Source organism: Phormidium sp. FACHB-592 (genome assembly GCF_014695795.1).
GTDB lineage: Bacteria > Cyanobacteriota > Cyanobacteriia > Leptolyngbyales > Leptolyngbyaceae > Stenomitos.
The window spans coordinates 37,898-55,258 of sequence record NZ_JACJOZ010000060.1; the positions used below are offsets into that span (position 1 = coordinate 37,898).

The 17,361-nt window shown below is 51.0% G+C and carries 10 protein-coding genes; 5 read left to right on the plus strand and 5 right to left on the minus strand.

Going from position 1 to position 17,361, the window contains the following annotated elements:
• The first annotated feature begins 28 nt into the window (after nt 1-28).
• From H6F86_RS16355 to H6F86_RS16365, 3 genes are all read left to right on the plus strand, one after another.
• Nucleotides 29-472 carry a hypothetical protein gene (locus H6F86_RS16355; RefSeq protein ID WP_190449748.1) on the plus strand — a complete coding sequence of 148 codons (444 nt, stop codon included), beginning with the start codon at nt 29-31 and terminating at the stop codon, nt 470-472.
• 119 nt (nt 473-591) lie between these two features.
• On the plus strand, nt 592-5,661 hold the full coding sequence (locus tag H6F86_RS16360) for a hypothetical protein (protein WP_190449750.1): 5,070 nt from the start codon (nt 592-594) through the stop codon (nt 5,659-5,661).
• Nucleotides 5,662-6,693: 1,032 nt separating this feature from the next.
• Nucleotides 6,694-6,903: a hypothetical protein gene (locus H6F86_RS16365; protein WP_190449751.1), complete on the plus strand. Its 210-nt coding sequence runs from the start codon at nt 6,694-6,696 to the stop codon at nt 6,901-6,903.
• A 781-nt stretch (nt 6,904-7,684) separates the two neighbouring features.
• On the opposite strand, the gene H6F86_RS16370 is transcribed toward H6F86_RS16365, so the two are convergent.
• From H6F86_RS16370 to H6F86_RS16380, 3 genes are all read right to left on the minus strand, one after another.
• On the minus strand, nt 7,685-8,968 hold the full coding sequence (locus tag H6F86_RS16370; RefSeq protein WP_190449753.1) for a lamin tail domain-containing protein: 1,284 nt from the start codon (nt 8,966-8,968) through the stop codon (nt 7,685-7,687).
• 72 nt (nt 8,969-9,040) lie between these two features.
• Complete coding sequence (locus H6F86_RS16375) at nt 9,041-10,732, minus strand: phospholipase D-like domain-containing protein (protein WP_190449755.1); 1,692 nt, start codon at nt 10,730-10,732, stop codon at nt 9,041-9,043.
• 471 nt (nt 10,733-11,203) lie between these two features.
• Nucleotides 11,204-12,145 carry a LysR family transcriptional regulator gene (locus H6F86_RS16380; RefSeq protein WP_190449756.1) on the minus strand — a complete coding sequence of 314 codons (942 nt, stop codon included), beginning with the start codon at nt 12,143-12,145 and terminating at the stop codon, nt 11,204-11,206.
• Between the two features lie 159 nt (nt 12,146-12,304).
• Between H6F86_RS16380 and H6F86_RS16385 the strand changes: the two genes are divergently transcribed.
• Complete coding sequence (locus tag H6F86_RS16385) at nt 12,305-13,201, plus strand: gluconolactonase (RefSeq protein ID WP_190449758.1); 897 nt, start codon at nt 12,305-12,307, stop codon at nt 13,199-13,201.
• Between the two features lie 4 nt (nt 13,202-13,205).
• Complete coding sequence (locus H6F86_RS16390) at nt 13,206-13,574, plus strand: antibiotic biosynthesis monooxygenase (protein WP_190449760.1); 369 nt, start codon at nt 13,206-13,208, stop codon at nt 13,572-13,574.
• A 772-nt stretch (nt 13,575-14,346) separates the two neighbouring features.
• Here H6F86_RS16390 and H6F86_RS16395 read toward each other — a convergent pair.
• Entirely contained in the window at nt 14,347-14,535 is a 189-nt protein-coding gene (locus H6F86_RS16395) for a hypothetical protein (RefSeq protein WP_190449761.1), read from the minus strand.
• Nucleotides 14,519-16,699: a filamentous hemagglutinin N-terminal domain-containing protein gene (locus tag H6F86_RS16400; RefSeq protein WP_190449763.1), complete on the minus strand. Its 2,181-nt coding sequence runs from the start codon at nt 16,697-16,699 to the stop codon at nt 14,519-14,521. The genes H6F86_RS16395 and H6F86_RS16400 overlap by 17 nt, the downstream gene beginning before the upstream one ends.
• Nucleotides 16,700-17,361: the final 662 nt, after the last annotated feature.

Here is a 17,361-nt window from a genome sequence, read left to right on the forward strand (position 1 = left end):
ATAGCAGTCTTCTCGTAAATATTGACACATGAAACCCGCAGAAACTGGCACAGAAGAGCTTCACCAGGGCGATTGGGTTTGGGTGGGCGAACCCATAGAAAGAGACATTGAACCCAGACAAATTGTCGAGCCGCCGCTAGACCAACTGCATGAAGACGAGTGGGCATGGCTCTTAGTCTATAAATACCACGAGTGGCTAGAACTCAACGCCAACTTCAAACCGCCACTGATGCGCCAGGAACCCCGCACCCCTTTTGAAGTGAGGGACGCTGCCATGTGGAAAAGCAACTTTGCCTTCGTCAAAACCATGTATGACCAGGGTCTACCGCTTAGTGCTTGGAAAAGTGCGATACCACACCCAGCAGCCAAGTATGTCTACCTGGACAAACGGTGTTCGGAAGCCCAAAGGGTTTTCCTACAAGAGGTTGCGTCTGGTCAAATTTACCCTTTTCCTTTTGACGACGAAGAGTAGCCGTTGCCTGAAGACTTTACTCCCGCACCCGCACCCCACCCTCGCTCCCTCTACAGCTGCACCACAGCAGGTTAAGCCCTGCTCTCGCTCCTTCACTCAACTTCTTACAAGGCCTCTCCATGCTGTCATTTCTTGAGTTAGATCCAAAGACTGACGAGACCCTCAATCTACCGCCTAAAGTGGTTAAGCATACCTACTTAGAGGTCAAACTAGGACTGGCAGAGCGATTGGAAGACCCAAACCTGAAACTCTACACTGCCAAGCTGTACGATGGGGTGACAGAAGCCGACCTTATTCGACTTAGAGAAGAACAAGGGCTACACTTGCTGTTCAGCAATGCCCGCACAGCCTACTTTGGCGACGCAGAGACGTGCCAGCTGGTAGACGAAGAAATCCTACAGAACTTTTCTGACGCCGTCGCTTACGGGTCTCTGCCCGTGTCTGACGCAAACGCCAGTACACTCAGAGCCAACCGACGGGTACTCATCATTGACGACGAAGCTGACCCCAAAGACACCACAGCGGTTTGGGGTGACGTACCGTTGCTCAAACAGGACGGGACACAAGTTGATCCGCTAACCTTACTCCGTGCTGCGTCTGCACTGGGAGACTCCTTTGGGCTTATTGCACCGGCTTTGCAGCGGGAACTGACGGCACAGGAGACGCTAGAACCGCTACAAGGTCGATTGGCAGTAGCACAAACACTCAGTTTTAGCGGCACAAGCCTGGATGCAGAGGGCATTAAGGCGCAACTCATACCGCTCCTGCATGAGCAACTGTGGGATGTTGCAGCATTCCAGCAGCAACTACTACCAAATACTGAGTACGAAGACCAACTCACACTGGAAACAAAAGTACGACCTGACGGCAGCGCGATCGTCCAGTGGCGCTACACCACGCGGGAGAACCCTGACGCACTTCTGAAGGGCAAGGCGTTAGTAGGAGCAGCCACTGACGGCACTTACCAGGTAACGCTCTTAGGTGGCACAACAGCTCAGCAAGCTGTTGCTAATCAGGAGTTCAACAGCCTGGTACAGTCCCAAAACACGCCCTTCCAGTTCCGGGCAGGTGTCCCAGAGTGGCAGGGTGTGATCAAGGGGACGTGTCGCGCCAGTAACCTGTGCCAAGAGTTAGAAGTAGACGCGATCATACCCAAGTCAGCCATTAAAGGGGACGGCAAAACTACACCAGTGGGACTCCATACCGTTGAGCACCTCTTCTGGAGTCGGAAGGCGGAAGCTCAGGTACGGCAACAGAAGCTCGGTGCCCAGGTGCTGGTCAACTTACCAGAGGGTACGCGGCTTGACATTGAGCCTAAAGTCGAAGCAGCCTGCGTTGCTCTAGAAGCCGCAGTCAGTGATCCACGGTTAATTGCCGACCTGTATTGTGCCAAATACGAACGACGAAAGGAGCTCTTAGAAGCTCAATCCTTTGAAGAGACTGAAGCGCCCGAACGGGAGGACTGGGTCTACCGCGTCCTGAAAGCCGACGCACGACCCACAACAGTGGTTGAAAGTCTTCAATCAGTAGAGTTGCAAACGGTTCTACCGGAAGCCACCTGGGCACAGCTCCAAGCAATCGCTGCTCAAGGGCTGACAGTCACCGAGTTTGTCGAACAAGCTAACGGCGTACTAGAAGCAGAGCCAGCAGCAGAGTCAGTCAAGCGCTTTACCGTAGACGAAATTGTGAGTCCAGTAGAGGGTGACACGACTTATCCCACTACCTTCGGTACGGTGCAGAGGGGCGGTTATGGGCAGCTGCTAGAGCATGAAAAAGTCGCTGACGCACTCAACCGTTTTCTCCAAAACGAGTGGCGAGAACTAGCGTTGGGCGGCATTAACGTACCGTCTGCCCTAGCACAGCCCCACAGTCTGCTACAGGAAGACGAAGTTTGCTTTACCGGTATGCCGCATGGAGCGAAAGTAGCGATCTACCGCTCTCCAGTGTCTAATGTCAGCGCGTTCACTGTGTTGACTAACAACCTGGACGCCATTCGCGAACAAGACTGGGAAGCGTTTTGCCAAAACGGGGTCACGTACCTGAACCCTGCTACAGCCAAAGCCCAACTCATTGACTTTGACGGGGACACCGTTGCTCTTATACCAGAGTTGGAGCTACAGAAGGTCAAAGCGCAGCCGTTCGAGCGCCTTAAACCCAATGAGGTGTATGTCCCTGGGCTGGCTCATGGTCAGGCTGTTACCCTTTACCACCGTGGGAACCAGGTGTCTGAGTTCGTCAACAACACCACACTTGCTGAACTGCCAGAGCCAAATACCGAACGAGACAGACTTAACCAGGTCTACGTCCACCCGGACGCTGGTATTGACCCAGAGCAACCCCTACAGTTAGGTTACTACGACGGTCTCCACGGTTTTAAGGCACTCCACACTGAAATTACACAACTCAACCTGCCAGAGCATCGACCTGTCCAGACGGAGAAGGAAAAGAAAATTCCGCGTAATGCTTATGATCCCAGTGTGGCGAAGTTGGCACCGGAAGACCAAGCCATGGCTGCACGGTTTACGACCAAAGAAAGTGCAGCGTTGGACGCCGCTGACAACCCTACTGGACTCATAGCCAATGTCGGTATGCGACTGGAAGCGCTACGGACAGAGCTAAAAACACTGCCTGACGACCAAAAAGCGGCGTACTTGAGTGAAGCCAAAACAGGGATCAGCAAGTTGTACAAACGCGTAAGTGATCCTCAAAGCCAAAACCCGCTTGTTGCCCCACAGCCCACTAAAGATGGGTACGATTTTGTGGCAGAACTGCAAGACCTTGCTCAGGGTGCCACCGCTCCTACTGCTGCTAACCCAGTAGAGCGGCTGGAACAAGTCAACGCTCAGCTAGCAAAGGTCGAACGCTTCTTGTTTCAAGTAGAAGGGCTGAATGCAATTAACCTGCAACGTGGTGTTGACACACCCAAGTCAGCCCGTACGGTGAGCCAGGACTGGCTAGAGTTCTCCCGTGCTGCTGTTTACAAAGACGTGGCGTGGGTAAACCATCGCAAAGACAAAGACGTTTACTTGACGCAAAGACAGAAGTTTGGTGAAAACACGATCGCTACACCAAAGCCCTTAGCCAACAACACTCAGGATGCCATCGGGCGTCTGGTTGCCCTGACTAACAAGGCCTTTAGTGCTGACCCGTTAGACTACCAGGAAGCGAAAGCCTATGATGCGTTTCTCGTCACATCGCCTCAAGCTTCAAAAGACCTGGAAGCGATACAGACACAAATTCAAACATATAAAAGTGCTAATGCCAGAGCGACGGTACTGGAGCAAAAGGCGCAGACTGAAGAAGGACCAACACTCCAACTTCAGACTAGAGACGGTGCCATTGATGTCACTAACCTGACACGCTTTGACCCCGAAGGCACGTCGCCGCTTTGGGATGCAGTACGAACAGGCGAACCGCTAGAAATCAACGTTGTCGATAACGACAGGACGAAAATTACTCAGGGCAAAGCCTGGCAAACTCAGGACACTAAGCAAGGCAACCGCGGTAGCCATGACTATGCGGTCATGGTGTCTGTGAATGGAAAAAGCCTGGGTGCTGTTGGCACACTCTGCAACATCAGTGCTGAAAAACTAGCAGAAGCAGCACTGAAACGTGCTAACCCTAGTGTGCTTTACCAGCTCCAGAAAGACCATGCGAAAGCACCAGAAGAGCTGCCAAAGGCTGTTTTTGCTCGGTTGAAGCACGAAACAGGCAGCTTGACTGAGCGACAACCGGAAACAGTACAGGGTCAATTCACTCATGCCGGGGACAAAACTGAAGCCAAGGCACTGAGACAGGCAGCAAACGCTGCTCGTCAGGAGTGGGCAGCGACCGTACCACCAGAAGACCGGGAGTATTGGGCACGTCTAGCATGGTCGAACCAGGGGCAAGGCTTTGCTCTAGCTGCCTTCCCAGACGTTGTGAGCCGACAAGCTGAAACGTTCCAGTTCACGCAAGCAACCGTGATTGGGTTGCAATACGAAGACTGGGAAGGCGTTGACTGGACACAGGAACCGACGCTACGCATTGCCATTGGCGCCGAGTCTGTTAACCCGGACGTGTCAGGGAAAGCACAAGACCCCCATTACGGCAAAATGATCCTGCAAGCCGAAACAGACGACGAGTGGAAGCTGGTCGGCACCCTGAGCTCCTCTATGGGCAAAGGCAATCAGAAAGACTTTCAGTACCCTGTAGGACTGTTGGCAAAAGGTACCCTGGAGACGCAAACAGATACCCTGATTGCTACGACAGAGAGCGGTCTTAGCCTCACGGTCAAGCCTGTGGACGGATCATCCTTGAAGCCCACTGAAGGAGCAGAGCGGCACGACATCAGGTTAATCAGTGAGGGGTACGGCAGTAAGGCTATAGGCTACATTGCCAGTTGGGAAGGTGAAAAGCTAGGAAAGCTCGATAAAGAATCGTACACCCTTGTAACCGAACAAGAAAAACAGTATGGCAAAATTTTCAATCAAAAGCGCCGCAGCTCAGTCAGCGTCGTCCCTGGTGTGACAAAAACAGCCACTCTGGTACTTAAACCTGAGACCGTGCAAGTGCCTGAAGTCTGGTCAAAGCATAACGTCGACAGTTGGCTCCGCACCCTGAGGCAAACAGGCGCCGAAGTCGGGCAAGTCACCAGCGAACCCGATGTCAACAAAGACGTATTGACAAAGGTTGCCGCAGCCGTAGAAACCACGCAAAGCCAACCGCACGTTGATCAGGTTTCCTTCAGTCCCACAAAGGCTGCCGCTACCACAGAGACTCAGACAGCAAAGCCCGCCAAAGTGCTACCGACTCCTAGTAGACTTCGAGGATCAGAGCCAACCACAACGGTCGTCGCCGCCGCCCCAGCAGCACCGACCGTTCAACGGGTTCTCAATCCACTGGAGGCACAGTACAAGGAAGCTCAGGTACGCATTGGAGAAGTGTTTGACGCGGCTGGTTGTACACCCACACCGGAGCAAGTTGACCAGGCGATCGCTACGTCCATTTATCGGGAAACACCTGATTTAGCCGAAGCGACAAAGCGCTTACAAGTCCTCACCAAGTCGCCTGTCACCCAACGACTGTTCCAGGAACAAGGGTTTGAGGCTGCCACTGCTTATGTCACGGAGGTGACGGTCAACGCCTACCAGCGAGTGCAAGCGACCAAAACTAAAGCCGTAGAACGCAACGGTAACGGACGATACTGAAGAAAACTTGGAGGACGGAGGCCAACTCTTCCTCCCTCTGCAAACCCCTAACGCCACCCCAAGGGCGAGGAACACTCCAGTTCTTCGCCCTAATTTTTTGTGCCAAAACATGCGCGAGCAAACAAAAGTAAGCAAAGCCGCCATAGCAAGCGAAAACAGCCTCTCTGGGGCGATTTTGGCTCCTGTCAGTGTAAAGTCAGCAAAGCTGCTAAAAGCGTCGCCTACAGAGTATATAGCCTTGCCTTAGCTAATGTGGTACTAGAAAGCGGCTAGCATACCGCCATTCACAACAAAAAACCTGCAAAACTCTGCAAATTGGGTCAAACGGTTTACTACGAACCGTTGTAGTGAACTATAGAGCCAACAAGCTGTACTTTTGGACGGGGAAACGCCGCATATTATCGAGGTGCAGTTCGGGTTAGACGGTGAGCAGTTAGTGTACGAAGACTCAGCCGTCTATGATGCCTCGGCTGAGTAGCGTTTAAAGGGACAGAAGAACATGAACACCAACCACTGGCACTAACAGGCTACGGCAGCACACAGTACGCACGAGTGAATGTGCTGTTATAACGTCTAGATGTTGAGCAGTGTCCTAACCGCCTTGCTCATGCTGCTGCGCTGGAAGCTTGCAGGAAGCGCTCGCGCTCGGGTCAGACTGTCGAACTTCTGCCAGCACCGATCCAAATTGGGGCAGCCTGCGTCAGGGCGAAAGGAGGGTGACGCTGAACTGAATCGTAGTCGCTTGCCAGTTTTAAGTAGATAAAGCAGTTGGATACGTTCTTTGACAGAAGTAATCTTTTGGCTTCTAAGCCGTTGCTTCAGGTCGGCTTCCGTTTCGATGCTAACTATTTTGTAACGCCTGCCATGGCTGCTTGCTTGAATTCCATAGCTGCCTTATATCATCTATAGCCTCACCTAGAGAGATGATATAAGCTTTCTAAGATTGGAAGCGTTAGTGCCAGGAAGCTTCTAGACAGCCTTACTGGGTTAAAGCTTTCATTATTTAGTGGAGTCTATGGTTAGGGTCAAAGTATGTCGTTCTACTCGCTTTACTGCCTTGAGGGGCGCATGGAACTTTATGCCGTAGAGCGAGAGGCGCTGGCTGTTAATCAAGGAGGGCGTTTGATCTCAACCCAGAAAGGCTATCAGTGTGCTTATGAGTTTGCCGTGGCCTTAGCCCAAGCCAAGCAGCTGCCCCTGGTTGATCATGCTCAAGCACATGGCACCAGCACGACACGCTAGGTCAGTCTGGGTAGCATTGGTCTACAACCACCAGCGTCAGTTTCAACGTTGTGCCTGCTGGACGTTCTTCGCCTGTAGGCACAACTGGCAGCATCCGGATGCTGTCCAGGTGGCGCTTTCGCAGCAGGAGCTTGAGTCAAGTGAGCCGTTGCGCGGTGGCTGGCTATGCTTGCACCAAGCGGTCAAAGGGGGTGAATGAAGCCTAGAACTGCTTCTGGGCTTCACGTTGGTTTTGCTCCCAAAGCGACGGGAACGTTAACATGCGCTTGCAGAGGCTGTTGTAGACGGCGGGTCTGCACTCGCAGATTATGAAGAGTGGTGTCAGCATAAACACGAGCTTCACAAGTGGGCTTGAGCACACGACATTGAAACTTGACAGTTGAAACTCAATCCAAACTGATACTCTGCGTGGGAATGTCTGGACAGCGGTTCTACGGCACCTGTTGTGTAAGCATAGCGCTCTAGTAGGATGCCATCTGCTTCCCATGCATGGACTGAAATTCGTGCTGCTTTGGTTGCCAGAAAAGCGATTTAAAGTGGCGTCCCCCAGAGAATCGATCGGTTAACGTTCCGACTGACAACTTAGCAAGCTAACGGTAAGCGTCACCGGCGGTAGATTGCGTTGAAGTAAAGCAGAACTGTAAGTCCGTCTGGTGCCCGCAAGGGTTAGCGCGCTCGCGCGCTAGGCATTGTCTACCCTCTATCGCTTCGACAGCTTCCGTATGAAACCTTAGTTGGACATTGCGCCCTATCAACATGAGGCTAGCTTCCTTAACTTCCTCTAGAAAATAAGGGTACGCCCTTGCTCTTGAGCTTGTCCTTTGGTGTAACTCACTCTATGCACTACTTGTCCATCACGGTTTAGCAAACGAATCTCACCGCCTTTATTTGATAATTGAATTGAGTTTTTAGGCAAGGTGATAGAGGTTGTAGCAGCAGGAGCCATGACGTTGGATTGGTCTGATAAGACATATCGGTTGTTCATCGCATCTAACAGAAACCAGCCCTCAAGTGAAACGTTAGCTGACCCAGTGTTAATCAAAGTCACCGTCTCTTTCCCTTCATCGTCTCCTAAAGGATTGACCAGCGCTGCAATAATCCTTACCGGGCTATCTACAGTAATTGCAACGGGCAACTGTTCCACATCTGGGCGTGTTGTCCCTCCTGAGGAAGCATTTGTACTGTCTCCTACTGGTCCCAAATAGACGGGGAAAAATGTCCGAATGTTTTGATTGTTGGCACTTCGGAACATTTTTAGGTCGTATCTAGCACCATTGATGACAGCTTCTTTTGGTGCCCGTGCGCCCATATGAGCCCGGACTGCCCCGATCGCCATGAGTCCTTCAACGCTGCAGCCAACAAAAAAACCGCCTATTGGTTTAGTTAGAGGACGAGTGGCTCCACGCTCATAATCTGGGGCCTCCCATTGAAAGGAAATAGTGACCGATTCAGGGAATTTCTCCTGACCATTGCCATATTTACCCCGCAGGTAAATAATCCCGTCATCTTTGAAGCCTGGTAAACGGTGACGGTCTATAGTGGAGGCAAGACCATCATCTAGATAGTATTTATACCAAAAGTGATAGCCTTGTACCTTTGCGCCCTCTTGCTCACCGACAAAGACATGTTCAAACCCTGACAATTCAGGATCGCCACCTTGGGAGAAACGCCGGAACCAAAGTTCTAGCAACGTCGAATACCAACGTTCGCTTGTAACGACGGTGTTTGTGGATTCTTCCACATATCGTCGAGCGACTTGCATCGGTGCCGAGTCAACAATTGCAGACAAAAGGTTGTGCACCTCCTCACGCTCTTGAGGTGTCTCAACTTCAGGGTCCGCTTCGTCAAGGGCATAGTTGTCAAATAATGCCCGCACAAGGTCATAAGTCCGCATTTTTGACGCGGGAATTTGGACCTCTGGCAGTACCTTAAAGTCTCGTTCACCCGTCGCTACCGCTGCCACCTTGACGTAGCCTTGTCCTGAATCACCATCTTGACTATCAAGGATGGGTTTAACACCACTACCAGTTTGGTCGGCATCCCAAATTTGCTGATAAATGTCCATGTTTGACTTCCTTTGTAAGAATTTCAAAATTACGAAACGTTGCACTAGACGCTGATTGACTTGTTGCTTTCACTACACACTCAACATTTGTGCATCTGCCATTTCTACAAACACCTCTACTCGTTTACGCTTAAGGCTTCCTGTAGAATACTTATCTAGCCACTGATCAGTCTCTTCAAGAAAAAGGCTAGGAGCGTTTTTGGGGCGATCGCTTTGATTAAGTCGAGATTGGACAGAGCGGAAATAGTAATGAGAAAATAGCCGATTGAATTCAGTCAAATAAATATCCGCAACCCGCTGATTGCCTCGGATCACTACCATATTTTCGTCGTTGTCATTGGTAGAAGCTGCCGAAAAATTTGCTGAACCCGTAACCACAATTGGATCATCACTCAGTGGATCTTTTAACAGGAATTTTGAATGGATGAAGCTGACATGCTGATTGAGACCCAGTATCTTGGCGCTAGTTTCTTTAGCCCATTGGTGGATTGGCTCTTTTAAGTATGAGCCAAAAGCCATGTATGTATTATTTTGAGCAGATAAGCGAATAAATGCGTCTGGGTTATCTTTATCAGGTTTGTCTTCTCGTTCAAGTAAGAAAAACGTCAGGGCATTACGGTGCGTATTATCAAGCAATCGCTCCTTAAATAACTTATTGATACCAAACGCTAAAGTAATGCAAGCCAAGCCCTCAGCTTTATCCAGTAAGTTCGCATACATTTCTAAAATCTTCAAACCGGATCGTGGACTGAAAATTGGTGTGACTCCTGTTGGGAAATCTCGCCACTCAGAAGGAGAAGCATCAATTGCTGCTACAGCTTGCCGTAACTGGTTATTCTTGCGGCGAGTTTCGGCTGGAGTATCGCCTCTTTGAGCACCTGGATCATTAGCCAGTAGCTCCCAGTAGGCTTTGAATTTGGCAGCAACATCAGCCTTACGAATCCAGTGTCCAACATTTGTTTGACCGTGAATGCCACCGATAGACAGATTGGTGGAACCCGTCCAAACAGCACTAGGGTCTTGACTTGACCCTTTCAATAGAACCATGAATTTATTGTGCTGAATTTCGTTCTTGCGAGCTTCCCGTAACAGCACTTGGGTGCCAAGCTTCAGACCAGCCTGTTTAATTTGCTGAAGATTCTCCTCTCTAGGAAACGCCTTCTTAGTAGAGGTTTGATTTTCCTTAGCATCAACAATGAGTTTTAAGGTAACCTTTCGCTCTACAGCGGCACGCCTCAAAGCCTCAATAACAGGTTCATATCGAAACTCGTAAAAACAGCCTAGTAAGGTATCGCCTGTTTCTGCCTGGTCAATAAAACGTAGCATGGCATCATCAAGATCGCGACTGAGCCAATCTAGAGCCTCTTTTGCTTTCTGTGCCTCACCTGCTTTTTTGAGTTGTTCTGGACTTTGATTACCAAAGCGGCGCTGATAGGCTTGACTGCTGGCTACACCTCGATTGAAGAAGATATCGTGTTCGAGCTTAGAGAATGTAGATTCTGTCTCAATGGTGATTGGAATAGGCTCAGCAGAACGATCCAGCTTTTTGGGCTTTCCCTTAATTGGATGGAAGTAATAGGTATAGGTTCGTTCAGGCTTTGCTGTGAAGTCATCATAAACAAAGCTTTGTACTGGATGATCTCTGGTTGAAATAGAAAGATCGGGAGTCGGTACAGCAACAACAGATCTGAAAACTTTAAACCCATAGAGGAAATATTGTTCATCTTCTTGGGGGTCATGACGTTCAACTGCAAAGCCTAGCAACCCCTGGGTCTTAGCTTTGGTAAAGTCGATCGCAAACGAAACCGAATTCGTGCCTGTAACAGCAAAGATTTGATAACCACTAACCTGAATCGACTTAAACCGCATTGAAACATCCTCTAAAGATGTAATGGGATAGGGGCAGATGATTACTAAAACAGGGGCTACATCTGCGGTATCCTAACCGCTATTTTGACAGCGCCTAAGTGTCGCTACCCTGTTAAAAATAAAGAAGGCGTTTAGTAAGTTGAAGGTTCTAGTGAACAACATCGAGAACGTTCAGCATCACAGTAAGCTTAACCACTGAGCTTATTAAAAGTTTCGCAAATGCTCCTGGCTTTTGGCAGTACCCGTGAGGGTACCTCTACATAACGCCTTAAAGTTTGTGAGCTAACCTTCCCCTTCCGTAGCGGTATACAACATTGATGACATAGCACCAATGTTGTATACCACTGCGGCAAGGGGCTTATGAGCTCAAGCTTTAGTCTTTCGCGCTTCGACAAGGCTTTGACAAGCGTGTTGCATTGTCTGTCTCAGCCAAAGGTTTTCCGGGTTCTGGTCGTTGAGTGTACTCCACACCATTGTTATGGACCAAGACGCTAAGTTAAGCGGAAGATCAAAAGCCTGGAGGGCGTAGTGTTGAGTCACCTGTGCTGCCAGGCAGGAGGGAATGGCTACTAACAGATCAGAAGACGCAATGGCCGAAGGTAAAGCAAACCAGTAGGGAACCGTGAGGGCGATGCGTCGGTTTAACTTCTGCTTTGCCAGGGCTTGGTCGATGATCCCGGTATCGTCTCGCCGTGAAGTAAATAACGCATGGGGAAACCCGACAAAATTCTCTAGGCTCATGACCCCATCCTCCAGCGCCGGATGGCCACGACGGGCAAGGCCAACAAATTGCTCTGACAGCAATGTTTGTTGAAGAATGTAGGGCGGTAAATTAGCGAACGTACCCACGGCGACATCTAATGTGTCCTTTTCGATGGCCTCTACCAGCGATTCCTTTTCCACCGGCAGCAACCGCAGCTTAACCTGTGGCGCCTGCTGGCTTAGAAGGCCTAACAAGGCTGGCAGAACCATGCTGGCAAAATAATCTGATGTGGCGACAGTGAATGTTTGCTGTGAAGAGGCTGGATTAAAGGTTTGCAAGTCAGCTAACGTCGCTCGGATCGTGTCTAAAGCCGACAGCACCTGGGGAGCGATCGCCACTGCTCTGGCGGTCGGCTTCATTTCTCGCCCTACCCGCACAAACAAGGCATCATCAAAGAGCGAGCGCAAGCGCCTCAGTGCTGCACTCATTGCCGGTTGTCCAATGTGGATCCGCTGCGCCGCAAGCGTCACGCTTTGGTAGCGATACAGGGACTCGAAGGCAACGAGGAGATTGAGATCAACGGCACCCAAGTCAATTGCTTTCATTGATAGGAAGCATCTCTAGAATCAATTTGATTTATCCTGATTCTGCCACTATCTTGAGTTCTAAACCAGTTGTTCTAGAGGCAGGAGTGAGACTTTTCATCACTACCTGTAGAAAACAACCTGATTAAGCGTCCACCTAAGGCTTTTAAGGTCGAAACAATGCCATTACCTGCAATCTATGCTGACATGCCTGTTGCTTTGCTGCCTGCCCAGTCCATGGCGACGTTTCCGGTCAATACTTTTCTGGAAAATTTGGCGATTCTCCCCTCCGGTGACATCTATCTCACCAACCATGAAGTGGGAGCGGTCGTCCAGCTCGATCCAGACGGTAACCTGACAACGTACGCTCAGCTGAGCGGCAAGGTCAGCGGCATTGCCTGGATTGAGCCCAATCAGTTCCTCGTCAATGGCTGGAATGCCGAAGGTGTCCCCTTTGTTGCTGTACTAGCGGACGGGGCGGTGCCATACCTCCAAACTTTGCCAGAAGCACAGTTCCTCAATGGCATCACACCCTTGTCTTCTCGCTCTTACCTCATGGCCGATGCCTATCGGGGTGCCATTTGGTCGTTTGATGTCACGACCAAAGCCGTCGAGCTTTGGTTGGAGCATCCCCTCCTCGCTCGTAGTGACGAGACCAGCACGTTTCCAGCCGTCAACGGCCTAAAGCGCTTTGGCAATCGTCTCTATGCGTCTAACACACAACGGCTGTTGCTCTTACAGATGCCGTTGGATGAGCGCCTCAAACCACAGGAGCCGGAGATTCTCATCGAGGGGACGAACCTTGATGACTTTGCTTTTGATGTGCACGGCAATCTCTATGGAGCCACCCATGTGTACAACAGTGTGATTCGCATTGACCGTGACCGCCGCACAACGATCATTGCCCAGGCGGAACAGGGGGTAACCGGTTGCACGGCGGTCGCGTTTCACGGCACTGACTTGTATGTTGTCAACAACGGCGGGATGTTCTTACCCCCTGCCACTGGCGTGGAACCGGCACAAGTGGTCCGTCTAGCCGTTGGTGTGAGTGGTGCACCCTTATTAAGTCAGGGCTAAAGTCATGCACACCGATCCTGCGGTGACAGTAGATGTCGTACAGCAGGTCACAAGGGGTAAGGAGCAAGCCTTTGAAGCGCTATTGACGCAGATGATCAGCACAGCCAGCACCTTTGAAGGTTATTTAGGTGCCTCTGTGTTTCGCCCAAGTGGTCAAGACGAGCACGAAGACCGAATCGTCTTCAAATTTGACCATTTAGAACATTTGAAGCGGTGGGAACATTCATCTGTTCGTCAGCGGTTCCTGAGTCAAGCTCGCCACCTCACAGTGGATGCTGGCACCTTCTCAATCATGACTGGGTTAGAAACCTGGTTCACTCTGCCTGCCAGCCGTTCGACCCAAACTCGTTCCTCCTACAGCCGCCCAGCTTAGGGACACCTCACGTTGTTACCGCGATCGGGAATAAGCCAGCGTGGGAATTAGTCGTTGCTGCGCCCAGTCCCCTTGCTTGATTGGTTGCCACAGTCAGAAAGCAAGAAAGGGCAAACCCACTGGTGTGAATGAGCAAAAAATATGGCGCAAGCGGTCAACGCGACTCTAAATAAGCGTTCTAGCTTCTAACAGCTTGGGATGGCTTAGTTATAGCAACGGACAAAAGGTGGTCGTCAAGGCTAGAAGGCTCATGAGATAAAGCTTTCAGCGGTTGCTCCGTTTTGGTGGCAGTTGGGTTGAACTGCCCGATCTTGAGCCATAAATGGGGCGGTCTCAACCACAGAGAACGATTTTGCGCCATTACAGGCTTCTTAGCAGTGCTCGGTCAAACCTCGTAAATGGGACAGTTCATGTTAACTGCTCACTAACGACCAGAATTTTTCCGCTGCTATAACTAAGCCAGAATCCACTCTTCCATCAAGAATCCTTCCTAAGAGAGCACGTAGAAACAAGCGTTTCAAGCGCTCGTGGCGCTAAATTACACGTATCCTGATGACACCCCAAGAAGCAATGGTTCTACTGGCACTGATTCACCATCTGCCGTGACAGGCAACCGACTGATACAACGAGTTCTGTACCGTTGGGTCAGGTGTATTCGCAACCAAAAGCACGTCTCCAGTGGCTGTCCTCTGCCAGTCTGTCGCTTCAATGATGGAAGGGGGAGTGGTTGCTTGGGGGACAACTCTGAGGCGTGGGGCTTCCGCCCTGTTGTCTAGGGGTAGCTTCCTGGCTCCGCTCTCGTGCCGCTGCTGAGCCACCGTGAGAATAGTGCGATCGCTCCACTCGGCATCATCGTCGAGTGCTTGTGCAGGTGTGGGCGGTAAGCCTCCGCGACCCGTGATGACAAAAGAATCGCCGCGATCGACAGGACAACCCTGAGCGATTCACTGAGATGAGTCAACCACGCCTGAGGGCAACTGGACCAAACCAGAAGTGGGATCAAACCGCTCGATATTCAGTTGCACGGTGCCATTCAAGGCCGAATTGGCTCCAGTAGCGGTAATATCGCTTAAACGTGTCTCTTCACGGCGAGGCTGGATGCCAAAGAGTCCAGCCGCCGTAATCGAGATATTGCCACCACGAGCGTTGACTGAGTTAGCGCTGATGTCGCTATTTTCGGTAGGAACGGCGACGATCGACCCGGCATCAATCCGCATGTTGCCACCATTGCCCGTACCACGTGCCGAAGCGGTAATGGGGCTATCGTTGCGGAGCAGGATAATATCTCGCACGTTGAGGGCAATGTTGCCACCTTCACCAGAGGCGGTAGCGGCAGTCATTGAGCCACCCCGAGCGAGAGAAATTGAGTTAGCATTCACCTGCAATGTGCCAGCGCTTCCGGTGCCATCATTGCTGACAGTGACAGTTGCCCCATCCGTGATGCTTAAACGGGGAGTGTTAAGGGTCACGCTGCCCGAATTTCCACTGGGTCTGTCAGGTAGTCCATAATAATCCCGTATAGGTTTAGGTGTAATTGGGGCAGACGAACCCACATAACTTGGAAGAGCAGGCACTGGGGGGCGACCACTAATTTCTACAGACTCTCTGGCATTGATAACAATACTGCCCGCATTACCAGTTGCTGGAATAGCAGTCGAGATAGCCGCTCCATCTTGAAGCACTAATCTTGATGTGTTGACTGTGATCTGACCAGCATCTCCAGGACCGAGAGCACTAGCAGTTAAACCACTTGCACCGAAATTACGGCTCGTTCCAATTGCTTGTATCAAGTCAAAAGCATTGACTATGATGTTGCCGCCACGACCCCTTCCAAAAGTTATCGATGCTATACCCCCTCCATTGAGTACCGTTAAGTTCTGAGTTGATACAGTGACTTCTCCCGCCTCTCCAGAGCTAATAGTACTAGTACTGATGTTACTGATTACTTGAGGATTAATGGGCGAAGCCCCATCAATTTGTACTGAATGAGAGGCTTGGGCAGTTACATTACCCGATCTCGCTGAGCTGTAGGAGCGAGCAATTATTGCTGATCCACCCCGGGCCGCCAGTTGTCGAGTTAAAACTGCGACATCTGCGCCACTCCCAACTCCCACAGTTTCGCTGCGTAAGCCAGCGGAAAATCTACCATTTGGGCTAGTTCCGCTCAGTTCTAAAGACTGGATAGCATTTACTCTGATGCTTCCTCCCGCCTGAGTTCCCTGATTTTGAATCAGCACCAGTGAGTCATCCGTCAGTGATACCTGATTCCCCTGTACCTGAATGAGTCCACCACCACTGGCATCTGCTAATGCCTGCTGTGAGAGGCGAATATTACCAAAGCGCTGGTTGCCTGCATAATCAAACGCGAAACCAGAACCTGTAGAGCTGAGGTTTACTTGTCCATCACGCACGCTTCCCAATTCAATACGTCCTTGCTCTGCCCTTAGCGTACCGCCATGAAGGTCTATATCGCCGCCAATTAAGGCAAGGGTTTGACCGACTGGCACCCGTAACCCTGCGGTACTATTACCTTTGACAAGAGGCGAAAAAATAGGCACTGGAACAGATAAATCGTAGCCATTCCCCTGCACCGCAATGCGTCCCGGATTGGCTCCCATCTGCAACCCAACCGGCACACTCACCGTTAATAGTGGTGTCGTTTGAGGCTTCGTCGCGCTGTACTGAAAACTATCCGCAAAGTTGATGCTGTCAGCCGTCGTGGCAACAAAGGAACCACCGATATTCAGTCGGGCATTGGGACCAAACAGAAGGCCATTCGGGTTCAGCAAAAACAGATTGGCCGTGCCATTGGCGTGAATCACCCCATCAATGTTGGAGATTGATCCACCCGTAATGCGAGTGAAAATCGTCTGCACATCAGCCGTATTGTTGAAGTAAGCAGACCCATCCGTCGGCACTGAGAACTGGCTGAAGCTGTGGAATAGGTTGCCGCCCCGCCTTGCGCCCCCATCAATTTGCACATTGGGATTGCCTGTAATTTGCGAACGCTCTCCCACAGGCAGCGTAGTATCAGGAATCACTTGAGCGGCAAGTGGTGCGATCCCAAGCCAGATACTCAAAAAACCACCGGTCAAAATCCAGACGTAAAGCTGCAATCGGTTCATGATGTTACCGGCGGCGCTCGTGGCGCTCCACCTAAGAGGATGACGTGGGCATTGCAGTCAAACTAAAATAAGGAGTCGCTGCAGACCGGGGAAGATCCGGCAGTTAAGCACTGTGCTCACAGCACGGTCCCACTTCCCGTGCCAAATTGCTGCACACCGTCCCTGGGTAGCTGGGACCGAAGCGACTGCTGGAGACCAGCGTCCTGAACTTGACTGGCAGTAGTGTACTGCCATCCCTGGCGGGCCCGTAACCCTGAAACCAAAATCAATGTGCAGCCTGCAAGCACCTTCGAGCTTGATTCACGCTCTGGGTCGCTCGGTGCCATCATAGTCAGCAACAGCGCCACGGCTCACTTGGCTCCATCGCAGTCTGAGGCTTGCACCGTTGCTTATCCCGCAACTAACCAACGACAGCATCGGCATTCTCGCTTGTGCAGCGGAGCTAACAGGAACGAGAGAATCGGGGTTGCAGACTATAACTGAACGGTGCTTGGTTAAACTCAGCGGGGCAGTCGCCTAACCCCGCTGGTCTGCAAAACCGGACGTGAAGTAGGGTAGGCGACCAACGAGTTACCATTGCTGGCACTTTTCCAATCGCCCCCCTCCAAACGACGCATGACCGTTTCCGTATCACGTCGCTCTCCAGTAATCTCAACGTGAAA